The organism is Komagataeibacter nataicola, assembly GCF_003207795.1.
In the GTDB taxonomy this organism is placed as follows: Bacteria; Pseudomonadota; Alphaproteobacteria; order Acetobacterales; family Acetobacteraceae; genus Komagataeibacter; species Komagataeibacter nataicola.
In genome coordinates, this window is record NZ_NIRT01000055.1 from 1 (window position 1) to 10,146 (window position 10,146).

General features: G+C 58.1%; 15 protein-coding genes. 3 read left to right on the plus strand and 12 right to left on the minus strand.

From position 1 onward, the window contains the following. The 9 genes from CDI09_RS16560 to CDI09_RS16605 all read right to left on the minus strand — a co-directional run. The coding region (locus CDI09_RS16560) for a baseplate J/gp47 family protein (RefSeq protein ID WP_211308948.1) at positions 1–592 on the minus strand (592 nt) is incomplete at its 3' end. A gap of 42 nt (positions 593–634) precedes the next feature. Beyond that, entirely contained in the window at positions 635–997 is a 363-nt protein-coding gene (locus CDI09_RS16565) for a phage tail protein (RefSeq protein WP_078523679.1), read from the minus strand. Further along, positions 994–1,674, minus strand: coding sequence for a baseplate assembly protein (locus tag CDI09_RS16570; RefSeq protein ID WP_078523678.1), 681 nt, complete (start codon positions 1,672–1,674; stop codon positions 994–996). The genes CDI09_RS16565 and CDI09_RS16570 overlap by 4 nt, the downstream gene beginning before the upstream one ends. Beyond that, positions 1,667–2,827, minus strand: a complete 1,161-nt coding sequence (locus CDI09_RS16575; RefSeq protein WP_078523677.1) for a hypothetical protein — start codon at positions 2,825–2,827, stop codon at positions 1,667–1,669. Before CDI09_RS16575 ends, CDI09_RS16570 begins: the two co-directional genes overlap by 8 nt. Continuing rightward, positions 2,824–3,033, minus strand: coding sequence for a hypothetical protein (locus CDI09_RS16580; RefSeq protein WP_078523676.1), 210 nt, complete (start codon positions 3,031–3,033; stop codon positions 2,824–2,826). Before CDI09_RS16580 ends, CDI09_RS16575 begins: the two co-directional genes overlap by 4 nt. Positions 3,034–3,041: 8 nt before the next feature. Then, on the minus strand, positions 3,042–3,965 hold the full coding sequence (locus tag CDI09_RS16585; protein WP_078523675.1) for a hypothetical protein: 924 nt from the start codon (positions 3,963–3,965) through the stop codon (positions 3,042–3,044). Between the two features lie 104 nt (positions 3,966–4,069). Further along, complete coding sequence (locus CDI09_RS16590) at positions 4,070–4,399, minus strand: hypothetical protein (RefSeq protein ID WP_078523674.1); 330 nt, start codon at positions 4,397–4,399, stop codon at positions 4,070–4,072. 342 nt (positions 4,400–4,741) lie between these two features. Further along, a complete protein-coding gene (locus tag CDI09_RS16600; protein WP_167370145.1) occupies positions 4,742–5,650 on the minus strand; it encodes a phage antirepressor N-terminal domain-containing protein in 909 nt (302 codons plus the stop codon). A 20-nt stretch (positions 5,651–5,670) separates the two neighbouring features. Continuing rightward, positions 5,671–5,871 carry an Arc family DNA-binding protein gene (locus CDI09_RS16605; RefSeq protein WP_110571439.1) on the minus strand — a complete coding sequence of 67 codons (201 nt, stop codon included), beginning with the start codon at positions 5,869–5,871 and terminating at the stop codon, positions 5,671–5,673. A 100-nt stretch (positions 5,872–5,971) separates the two neighbouring features. Between CDI09_RS16605 and CDI09_RS16610 the strand changes: the two genes are divergently transcribed. Together CDI09_RS16610 and CDI09_RS17960 are read left to right on the plus strand one after the other, a co-directional pair. Then, positions 5,972–6,199: an Arc family DNA-binding protein gene (locus CDI09_RS16610; RefSeq protein ID WP_257788371.1), complete on the plus strand. Its 228-nt coding sequence runs from the start codon at positions 5,972–5,974 to the stop codon at positions 6,197–6,199. Beyond that, positions 6,189–6,833, plus strand: coding sequence for a hypothetical protein (locus tag CDI09_RS17960; protein ID WP_146220931.1), 645 nt, complete (start codon positions 6,189–6,191; stop codon positions 6,831–6,833). Before CDI09_RS16610 ends, CDI09_RS17960 begins: the two co-directional genes overlap by 11 nt. A gap of 59 nt (positions 6,834–6,892) precedes the next feature. Here the strand turns inward: CDI09_RS17960 and CDI09_RS16620 are convergent, their stop codons facing one another. After that, positions 6,893–7,267 (minus strand): DUF6232 family protein, encoded by a 375-nt coding sequence (locus tag CDI09_RS16620; protein WP_078523668.1) that lies wholly within the window; start codon positions 7,265–7,267, stop codon positions 6,893–6,895. A gap of 206 nt (positions 7,268–7,473) precedes the next feature. Here CDI09_RS16620 and CDI09_RS16625 point away from each other — a divergent pair, with 206 nt between their 5' ends. Then, on the plus strand, positions 7,474–7,719 hold the full coding sequence (locus CDI09_RS16625; RefSeq protein ID WP_078523667.1) for a hypothetical protein: 246 nt from the start codon (positions 7,474–7,476) through the stop codon (positions 7,717–7,719). Between the two features lie 18 nt (positions 7,720–7,737). Here CDI09_RS16625 and CDI09_RS17965 read toward each other — a convergent pair whose 3' ends face one another. Together CDI09_RS17965 and CDI09_RS16635 are read right to left on the minus strand one after the other, a co-directional pair. Further along, positions 7,738–8,658 (minus strand): hypothetical protein, encoded by a 921-nt coding sequence (locus CDI09_RS17965; protein ID WP_146220932.1) that lies wholly within the window; start codon positions 8,656–8,658, stop codon positions 7,738–7,740. 292 nt (positions 8,659–8,950) lie between these two features. Continuing rightward, complete coding sequence (locus CDI09_RS16635) at positions 8,951–10,045, minus strand: hypothetical protein (protein WP_236944549.1); 1,095 nt, start codon at positions 10,043–10,045, stop codon at positions 8,951–8,953. Between the last annotated feature and the right edge of the window lie 101 nt (positions 10,046–10,146).

Sequence of the window (10,146 nt, forward strand, 5' to 3'; positions counted from 1 at the left end):
GCAGCGCCGCATCCGTCTCGCCATCGCTGCCATTGGTGAGCGCCGTGGTGTTGGTCACGGTGTCGATGCCCGATATGGCCGTGCCCAGCAGGCAGATGGTCCCCGCCGCCAGGTTGCCGGTCGCGCCCGTAGTGGCGCACTGCACCGGCACGGTGATCGAGGCTGTGCCCGCGGGCCGAACGTAAGCTCCGGCGCTCGTGGACCATGCCGGGTTGGTCTCGTCCTGCACCACGCTGAACACGAGGCTTGAGGCCGTGCGCACGGTTGCCCCCACCGCCACCGTGGCAGACTGGCTGGCGGGCGAGAACGAGGTGAAGGTGACAGTGCCGGTCGCCGCCGTGCCCGGCAGGCGGGTCAGGCCAAAATCCTGCACGAAGCTGTCGGCATCCGTGCCGATGGATGTGGCCAGCCGGGTGCGCGAGAGGATCTGGAGTGCGATAAACTGGAACCACAACCCCAGCCCGGCCACCGCCTCGAGCATGGCGCGGCCCGGGGAGCCGATATTGAGGTCAAGCAGCGACGGGCATGCGCCCTGCGCGCTGGCCACCATATTGCCCAGCGTGGTCCTGAAAGACTGGAAGGTTAGGGCCAAGATGGACCTCCAATAAAAAAGGCGCCCCGTGAGAGGCGCCCGTCATGTGCTCAGTGTCAGTTCCTGCACCGTGCCGGTGGCAGCATCGGTGTAGGCGATGGCCAGCAGGTAGGCCCCCACCTTCGGGTTCGTGAGCGTGACCGTAATGGGTTGGGTCTGGTCCACCCCGCCCTCTGCCTGCATCTGCTCGAGCACCAGGGCGCGGATGGCGGCCTCATCCATAACGCTGCCCACCCGTGCTGGCAGGCCAGCGCCATAATCGGGCTGCCAGATATAGGCCCCGGCATTGGTGCACAGCCTGCGCAGGAGCGCCTGCCTTGTCTGGTCCGCGCCGGTCACCACGGCCACGCTGCCGGTGCCCGACAGGTCGAGGTCGCCACCCATGGTGTGGGAGAGCGCGCTCATTGCGGCGCCCCCGTTGACCCGCTGCCCGGCTGCACGCCGCCATGGGTGTGGCTTTTGCCGGAAATGCCTGCTGCAAGCACGTCCGCCTTGCCGGTCACGGTGCCCTGTGCGGTCATGTCCTTATCGGTCGTGATCGGGCCGCCGGTTACGGCAAGGCCGTTGGCGTCGAGCGTCATGCCGACTGACCCGACCTTCCACGCTTTGCTGGTGGCGGTCAGCGCCTCGGTGGCCTGCCCTGCCCCGCTGTAGATCGCATCACGGGTGATGTGCCACCACGGCGCATTCCGCGTGGCGTCGCCCGGCGCAGTTTCACCATTGGCGGGTGGCGTGGGGCAGCCTGCCACGATCAGCAGTTCGCCGGGCTGGGCGGGTTGGCTGGTGACGGGGGATGTGGGGGGCATGACAACCGCGTCATAGATCGGCATTGCAGCCACGCCATGTTCGGCATCGGCCTCGATATGCACAACCATGACGTGTGTTCCGATATCGGCCGGACACGAAATGCGCAGGCTGCCAACCTGCATGGCCGCCAGAGGAAGCCAGCCGCTTTCGACGTTCGATGGCTGCGTCATGACCTTCACGGCGTGGTTCACCGGGTCCACCGCACTGACGATACCAAAGCCGGGCTGGGCCTGCCCGTTGGCGATGTTGGAGGCCACCATGCGTGGATCATGCATCGGTGTTTTCGTCCTTCGTTACGTCGCGGGTGCGCAGGGTGATCTGCTGGGAGAAGCCACCGGACCACGAAAAGCGACTGGTCACGGCATCCACGTCGAGCGTACCGTCCCATGTCGTGCCGGTGCCGGTGATCTGCATGAATTGACGCGGCGCCAGCGTGATGCGACCGGGAATCTGGCCGGTTATGGTACGTTCGTGGGCGACAATTTCGTTGTATTTTCTCTGAGCATAATTCGCCAGATCGCTTAATCGAGCGCCTGGAAGGGTAAAACTATGCAGGTTGCCGGTGCCTTCCGCTTTTGTCGGTGAGCCCTTGCCTGCTGACCAGTAATATTCCACCCGGCTGCGCTGGCGACTGTCCCAACTCGTAACGTGAACCACGACGCCCTTGGCAATCTGATAATCACGGGTGAAGTGCAGCCCAGACGCGCCCATCTTGATCGGGTTTAGCGGCCCGGTGTCGCTATAATCCAGTATATGGGTGTTGGATTTGGTCGCCTGAGGATAAGGGGCGCAGACGATTGTGCTGCCCTCGGCATACAGGTCGCTTCCCGTCATGTTCGCCAGATAGCTGGCCAGATCAAATGCGGTCTGGAACCGGCTGTGACTGCTGGCTGACTTCACCTTGTGCTCGACCTGCCAGAACTGCCCAACCATGCCGTCCGACATGGTGACGTCTGGCGTCAGGCCAGCCGCCGAGATCATGGCCTTCACCACCTCAGACCCGGTCATGTTCATCCAGCCCGAAAGCACGCGCATGTCGAGCAGTTTGGCCAGATAGTCGCGGCATTGGATATGGACCGACGTTTCCGCCGGAGATAGTTCCACATGGTCCACGATGCCCGAAAACATGGTGGTCCACTGTGCGCCGGTCTGGGCTTCGTCGCGCATCTGGAGCGTGATGTCGATATCGGCGATTGCTGCCCCATTCGCGGGCGCGGGCAGGTCAAACCATAGGCCGTTCGCCGGTATTTTCGTGCGATCCAGCGCGAACGTCATATCCAGCGTATCGGCCCGGCTGTAGCGGGTGCGGGTAAGCGTAAACTCCTCCAGCCCCGTCTCGGGCCGCTCGGCGCCGTTGACAAGCAGCCGGGCGCGAGGCGCGCGCCAGATGCGGTGGCCCTTGGCGGTAACATTGATACTCTCGCTCATGCCGACACGCCCGGAACGCCACTGCTCAGGGACGCATCAACCGATGGCATCACGAGCGGGACGGGTGCAGAGAATCCGGACAGGTCCGGGCTGTCCATGCCGTTCAACTGCGCAATCCGCCACCACTGCGTGGCGTCGCCCAGTTCACGCGCAGCGACGTGATAGAGCGTTCCATCTGCCGCCGTGACCTTGATCGTGTTTGCCATGGGTGATCCTACTGCGCCGTGACAAGCGGGCCGTTCTGCGTGCCGTCCGTGGCCGTGATGGTGTTGGCATAGGAGCGGTTGACCAGCGCGCCAGACGTGACTGATGCGCTGTGCAGTTCCGCATTCTGCGTGAGAGTGGACAGACCGGCCGCGCCATTGAGGCTGACCCCCTCCAGGTTCGCACCGGTCTCGCTGATTGCTGAAGTCAGGCCGCTTCCTGACGCTTCAAGCCCCGATACCAGGCTGGCCGCACTCTCTGGCGTCGAGGCCAGATTGACGCCTGCACCGGACAGACCCTGCGCCACGCTCAGGTTGTCCTCCACGCCCGCGAACAGCCCCCCTGCCCCCACCATGTCGGCAATGGGCGTGAGCTGCCCCACGACTGTGGAGAGCTGACCCGCGATGTTTCCCGCGATGGTTGCAACGTCACTCACCGCGCCCGTGATGCCGGAAATGGCCGATGCTGCATCCGTGCCGATCAGGGCCGACAGGGCGGATGAGTTCGTGCCGCTGGTTGCGGGCACCTGTGGCGGCTGTTCAAGCACCAGCCTGTAGGGAATGATTATGCCCTTCTGCTGGTAGTCGAAGGAATACTGAACGATTTTGACCAGCAGGGAGAGGCCCGCGCCCGTAAACTGCACTGGCAGCCCCGCAATGCGCATCTGCTTGAGTTGCAGGGCGCGCTCGATGGCCGTGGGGCCAGTGAAGGTGCCTGACAGCTCAAGCCGGTCAGGATCGTTGCCCACGGCGTCGATGATTTTGTTGCCGCCGGGCAGCTTGTGCACAGCCACCTGCTGCGTGCCGCCGTCGCGGATGAGGTTTGGCACCTCCATGCCGGTCAGGGTCAGGCCGCCGATGGTGACGGGCGCGGAAGCCCAAAGCCGCCCGATTGACCCGATGGCGGTCTCGGCGTTCATCAGGGCTAGGGACATGGAAAATCCAACAAAAAAGCCGCCTTAGACGGGCGGCTTGGTGGGCGCAATAAGCGACACTGACGGTAATATGCGTCAAAACTCGACAGAGTACAAGAACGATTTCAGAACGGGTTTTCTACGCTGCCGGAAGGTTTGGCATCATCCACCTGATCCTGCATGGTGCGCCCGGTCTGGTGACGGGTAGCGGGCCGGGGCGTTCTGGCCGGATGCTGCGTGCCGCGCCTGCCCGACTGGTGCGCGCCATCCGCCACGGCCTGCTTCTCGCATTCGTAGGTGCCGTGTCTGGTCTGGCCATACCAGCGGTCGCCCGGAAGGTGATAGACGCCGGTGTCCTGGTTGACCCACACCACCGTGTCGCCGGGGCAGGATGGTGCGGCCTGGGCGGTTGCGATGGTGCCGAGCAGGGCGGCAGTAAGGATCAGGTGGCGCATAGTTTCAGTATATCGGCATAGGTGAAACGAAAGGTAAACAGAAAAGGCCGCCCCACCCGGAGCGGCCTGTTTCCTACCCGATCAACGCACGCTCCCTCACCTTCTGCGCCCTCAACGGCACAACCCGCCGCTTCTGAAACCAAATCTGCCGGGCGCGCTCAACGTGGGGTCGGATGCCCCGTCGGTCCCTGATCCACCTCATGAGCAGGTTGATCTGCATAAGTGCTTCCATATCCTGCGGCTTGTCCGCGTTCACACGTTCCCAACCCTCACACTCCGCCATCCAGAGCAGCAGTTCTTCGTCGGGTGGATAGTGCCCACTGATCGGGTTTTCCGCCAGAGCTACACCGGGGCTGGCTCCTTGACCTTGACGAAAGGGCGCGCCTCCATGCGCCAGCGCAGCACGTCAAGGGTTCGGGTGGACCACAGGATTACCCGCTTGGTATGATGAATGCCGAAGAACTCGCCATTGTCCGTGACCATCCATGGCTGGTTCGTCGTGCCAGCCGACTGCAAGCCAAGATCGGCCAGCATTGCGTTGACCTTCGCAGCGCCTATGCCAAGGCGGCGGCCAATCTCACCAACCGGCAGGCGGCACGTTCCGGTATTCGGGCGGCGCTTGGGGATCAGGTCGGCCGGGATGGGAAAGGCTGCGATCTGGCCGGACACGCGGGTCTCGACCAGTGCCTGCCTTTCGGCAACCTTTTCCTGCACCACGGCAACGGCGCGTTCGGAAAGCTCCCGCTGTGCCGGTGTCAGCTTCTCGCGGATTTCGGCTTTCAGTTCTGCCAGCAGGTCGCTTTTCATCTTGGTGACGACCGACTTCACGATGCCGCCAACTTCACGGGCGGAGAGGTGGTTGGATGCAGGCTGTTCACCACGCGCCAGAGCCTTGCCGAAGAAGTGGTTGAACAGCACGCGGGCGCATTCGGTCTGGTATTCGATGACCTTCGCGCGGGTTGCTTCATTCTTGATCCGGTCGGGGTGGATCGTGGCGAGCCAGAAGTTGATCATTTCAAGGCACAGGAAGGTATGTTCCCTTTCCTGATCATCGCCCATCATCTGAACCTCCTTAATGGAGGTGCAGGTCTTTAAGACCGGATGGCGCTCAAGCTTTTTACGCTGCGCTTCCCAATCCAGCCCCATTCCTTCAGCCACCGGCTTCATTGCCACCAGCGTTGTTTCGGGACGATCACCGGGGATCGCAATAAGGTTTGAACCGTGGAAGTCGATTGTGGTAAGAGCGGTCATAGTGATGTTCCTTGTAAGGGTCATTTCTGAGGGGCGTTGGGCTGGCTTCCTACGGCGGTGCCCAACGCCTTTTCTGCTTGCTCAAGATGCTGAGCATAAAACTTCAATCCAAAAATAATCTCTGAATTGACGGATCGGCAGTTCGCCTTTGCGTTCGCTTCCAACGCGTCCTTCATGGACTGCGGGATGCGGACATGAATTTGTGGGTCTCTCTGTTTCATGACCTCCCTCTCTGTGCTCTGTAACCAATGTATACGCATGGTTATCATTGTCGTCAATAACCAATGTATCTAATTTGATATTATGACGATTCGACCACCCATGATCCACTTCCGCCTACCCCCAGACCTAAAGGAATGGGTGGAGGAACAGGCTGCCCGAAACGGCAGGTCCGTGAACGCTGAACTCGTCTGGATGATCGAGTTCATGCGCGACGGATATCAAAAGGAAATCGCCACGCGCGATAGCGAACTGGCCGAGATTAAGAAGATCGCGCTTGAGGCTCTTGAGAGGGCGAAGGACGCGCAACGGAAAACTGATGAGCGATAATAGGCGCATACGTTTTATGGCCTTAAGCTTGTTCGGATTGCTACCGCCACTTGCTGCCATTGCGGAACCATCCACGGGGCGCGGGAATGTCGAAATATGCGCGACATATGACCCGACAAGCCCGGATGATTTCCAAAAAGAATTTTCGTTTGGGGATATTACCGTTCCGGCGGGCACCGTGTTTGATGGGCCTGCCCACATGTTTAATGGCCTAAAAGACCCCGGAGACATGCAGCATATCGTAACTGACCCCAAGAATAACGACGGCAAGGGATGGCTGTCCATCAGCGATGCCGAAGAAAAAAGGCGAGAGGGGTACCTGCGAACAGACCATGAAATCGGCCATCTGCATCAAGCGTTCCTCATTGATGGGCCAGTCACGCTCAGCAAACATCACCTTTGCGATAAGGTAGACGCGCACGTCATTGTATCTTCTCAATGGGACTGGAATACCCGCACGATCAATGTTGCATCAGACCTGTATTATCAGGCCTATGGCGTGGTTTCAGACAATAAGATCGACACCTCATTTGATAATGAGGAAATGCCGTTCCAATGGAACGCACAGGCTGGAAACATAAACGCTGCTGTAACTAGACCACTGGATGCAGTTTATGAACTTCCTCCTGATTGATACTTCAGAGTTAGGGAATAAAGACTGACGGCAAAAAACCGCCCGAAGGCGGCTCTTTTTTAGGCTGCTCTCACCGCATCGTTGATGGCATCCTTGATTGCATTTGCGCTTTGACGATCGGATGCCCTCATCTGGATTGCTTTTTTACCTGACACCCTTACCACAACAGGCACCTTTTTTGACATGGCCGCGATAAGGGCCGCCACACCAAAGATCAGACAAAATATTGCAGCATCAAGGGCGAAGGATCTGGAAGACTGGTAAAAATCTAAAGCATACGCCGCCCCTACAACCCACAAAAAGCAGGCCACAACGGAAGCCTTCACTTTCGCAGAATTATCTACAGTAACGGAATCGACTTTTAATGCTGGGTAACTGGCCCCTTTGAAGGTAATAATGCCACTGTTTATCGATATGCCGTCTCGCTCAAACATTTCTTATCTCCAAATGCAAACACGAGAAGTAGCATATCCTGGCCGTCTCAGCCACTTATGCACCTGCTGGATCTGGATCGCGTCTACTGATCCCAGACGCGCGCATGCCTGAACCTGTCGATTATTACCACGCAGCAGAAAGCACCCCATAGGCTACTGACTCGCTAGACTTGTATCTTTCCTGCCAAACTCCGGCAGGAGGAACCATGCGCCTAACCACCCTCACCTTTCTCGCCCTGCTCGCTCCAGCAGCCGTCCACGCCTACACGCCGGGAAGCAGCCAGACGGAGCCAAGCTGCCCCAAAGGCGACCGGCCCGTGTGGGTCAACACCAGAACCAGCGTCTACCACTACCGTGGCATGCGCTGGTATGGGCATACGAAATCAGGGAAATACATCTGCGAGAAGGACGCGCAGGCCGAGGGGGATCGGGTTACGCGGAATGGGGAATGAAAATGCTATTGCGTACCATCATGCTGGAGGCGGCCCTTCTAAGTCTGCCATTTCTTTCTGCATAAATTCTTGTGATCCGTTCCGATTTGCGGGCATTTTTCGGAATACTAAGAGAGGAGTGATCCCGAAAGACTGGTCGGGACGCCCCAACATACGCCTTACAGCAGACAATACTCCTCCGATCCCATTCGTAATCTCGTTACCGGCTGCTATTTCATTCCATTCAGCTTCCATCGCAGATGCGGTGCCGACCTCATCGAAAATAGGGTGCGCATCAACAACCCCTAATACATACCAAATGCCTGGAATCACAGACCCGTGCTTAAGGGATAGATCTTCCCAAGATGTGAGCAGGCAGTCGTTCTTAAAGGTGGACCATGCCATTCCCTGTCGGGTCATGAATTCAGCTTGGATCGGATATGGGGTATCCTTTAATAACGACCCGAATGCATTTTTTATATCTGTCTGGGACGGGTACTTTTTTCGATCATCCCTACGCCCAGAGGGTATTTCTGGCCTAAACGAGTCAAATGGAATGAATTTTTCCAAGATGGGCCAGAGCGTATTGATGTGACTTAAGTCCTTTAGTCTTAAAAAGCCTCGGGTTAAGGTAAGACTACCCACAGCAGATTTATGCAGATCCCGTCCAATATACCCAAGTTCATCCAGTCTGTTCATCACAGAAATAGGCAACAACGCTGAAGGATCAAATGTACGTTCCTGCCCTTCAGACGCGTTAGTTGTCGCGCTCATCTTGCCTGCGGCAACATGGATGTTAATCGACCCGTCTGTAGTCTGCGTGTCCTGTTCGCCGGAAGTGAGCTTAACTCCGGTTAAGACACCGTTAGGCTCAACTTGAGCAAGGTAGGAAACTAGCCTATCTCGGTCAGCATAAAGAACATCACAGAGAAATTCTGTGTCTGGTGATTCGTCCGCCAAGTTCACGATCCTCTTTGATTCGCTTAGACCTTTTTTCTAGGCGATCAGAGGATTCTTTCAATCCGTCAGCAATGCTTACCAGACCTTCCCTGAGCGGGTCGTTCTTCCCCCTCCCTGCACCGAGGGCTTTCTTCATGCTATCAACGAAACGCGCTACAGACATCTTTCCCTCCCTCGCTTCGGGTTGCGGACAATGAACGCCCCATGCCGATCTTGGTTGAACCCTATCTGCCGTTATTAATCTTGACAACGGGACCAAAACGGGATCGTGGGAAGTTGTGATGCTATTCGGCTACCGTCCGATCGCCCTCCCCGGCACCTGCGGGTACTGCACCACATCGGGAGCGGTCCCGCTTGATCGCATCTCCTGTCTGGCCTGCTGGAACTGAACTTCCTGCACCGCTGACGCCAATTCTCGGCCATTGGGCATCATGACCACGATCTGCGCCGTCCCCACATGCTGCGCGCTGCTACCGCTCGCCTGCGGATACTGCATGGTTGAAATGCGACTAGCTTGGTGGCTCGCTTCGTTCGTAACGCCCAAAACAACGCCTCCAGCCGCTCCAGTTATCGCCCCGGCAGCCGTTCCTAGTCCTGGTATTACCGACCCCCCGATCGCACCTGTGGCTGCGCCTGCAGCGGCACTCTCAAGGATGCGTCGAATTGGCCCCGGCACCATACCCATGATTTTACCGATGCCACCAGCAATGGAACCAATAACATTAATCAGGGCTGAAATATCATTGGCAAACTGCCTCACATCATCAGGATGCTTTGCCACGAAATCACTGATCCCGTTGAACGCATTGGTCAGTGATTGCAGGGAACTGATGAACGGTCCCTGCGCTGCCCGGCCTATGGTGAATTCCAGTCGCTCCCATGCGGTGTGCATGATGAGAGACTGATCCTGTTGCCCGCTTTCCATGGCGGTCACGGCGCGAGCAGCGTCTGTCCGCTTGGCGGTAGCATACTGTCTTGCGATATTCCCTTCAGCGCCTGTAGTTTCCGCCGCGAGATCGGCCACGTTCATCCTCTGGATATGACCGAGAAGTTCCGGATGGCTCTTTATCAGCGGAGAAAGGTAATGCGTAATCCATCCAATAGGATCGGAGGCAAGTTGATCCTGCCCTAAAAACTGACCGTTTTTTCCCGTCAAACCCAAGTTGCTAAAATATGCGAAATCTTTATCGGTCATGCGCGTATGATCGCCACCGAAAAGGTTCTCGAGGGATTTAACGGCGGTTGCAGCCCGGCTTGGATTTACGTCGATGAAATGAGCCATATTCAGCGTGCCCTCATCGGACATATGCTGAGCGGCGACTCCGGCTGACCGGGCAAACGTCAAATATTTTTGCCCGCTCATGAACTGCTGGTTGGCGATATGCATCCCTAGCAGCCTGTCGGGTTGGGGTACCCTGTGAAGGGGTAAGGCTGTAGAGTGTCGCGATGAGCCGCTTCATCCCGTTTGACCGATCCCAGCCGTATCTT

What these genes read in the sequence shown, in the direction of transcription:
- CDI09_RS16565 (WP_078523679.1), bottom strand. Translation starts at nt 997, where the DNA reads ATGAGCGCGCTCTCCCACACCATGGGTGGCGACCTCGACCTGTCGGGC.
- CDI09_RS16570 (WP_078523678.1), bottom strand. Translation starts at nt 1,674, where the DNA reads ATGCATGATCCACGCATGGTGGCCTCCAACATCGCCAACGGGCAGGCC.
- CDI09_RS16575 (WP_078523677.1), bottom strand. Translation starts at nt 2,827, where the DNA reads ATGAGCGAGAGTATCAATGTTACCGCCAAGGGCCACCGCATCTGGCGC.
- CDI09_RS16580 (WP_078523676.1), bottom strand. Translation starts at nt 3,033, where the DNA reads ATGGCAAACACGATCAAGGTCACGGCGGCAGATGGAACGCTCTATCAC.
- CDI09_RS16585 (WP_078523675.1), bottom strand. Translation starts at nt 3,965, where the DNA reads ATGTCCCTAGCCCTGATGAACGCCGAGACCGCCATCGGGTCAATCGGG.
- CDI09_RS16590 (WP_078523674.1), bottom strand. Translation starts at nt 4,399, where the DNA reads ATGCGCCACCTGATCCTTACTGCCGCCCTGCTCGGCACCATCGCAACC.
- CDI09_RS16600 (WP_167370145.1), bottom strand. Translation starts at nt 5,650, where the DNA reads ATGACCGCTCTTACCACAATCGACTTCCACGGTTCAAACCTTATTGCG.
- CDI09_RS16605 (WP_110571439.1), bottom strand. Translation starts at nt 5,871, where the DNA reads ATGAAACAGAGAGACCCACAAATTCATGTCCGCATCCCGCAGTCCATG.
- CDI09_RS16610 (WP_257788371.1), top strand. Translation starts at nt 5,972, where the DNA reads ATGATCCACTTCCGCCTACCCCCAGACCTAAAGGAATGGGTGGAGGAA.
- CDI09_RS17960 (WP_146220931.1), top strand. Translation starts at nt 6,189, where the DNA reads ATGAGCGATAATAGGCGCATACGTTTTATGGCCTTAAGCTTGTTCGGA.
- CDI09_RS16620 (WP_078523668.1), bottom strand. Translation starts at nt 7,267, where the DNA reads ATGTTTGAGCGAGACGGCATATCGATAAACAGTGGCATTATTACCTTC.
- CDI09_RS16625 (WP_078523667.1), top strand. Translation starts at nt 7,474, where the DNA reads ATGCGCCTAACCACCCTCACCTTTCTCGCCCTGCTCGCTCCAGCAGCC.
- CDI09_RS16635 (WP_236944549.1), bottom strand. Translation starts at nt 10,045, where the DNA reads ATGCATATCGCCAACCAGCAGTTCATGAGCGGGCAAAAATATTTGACG.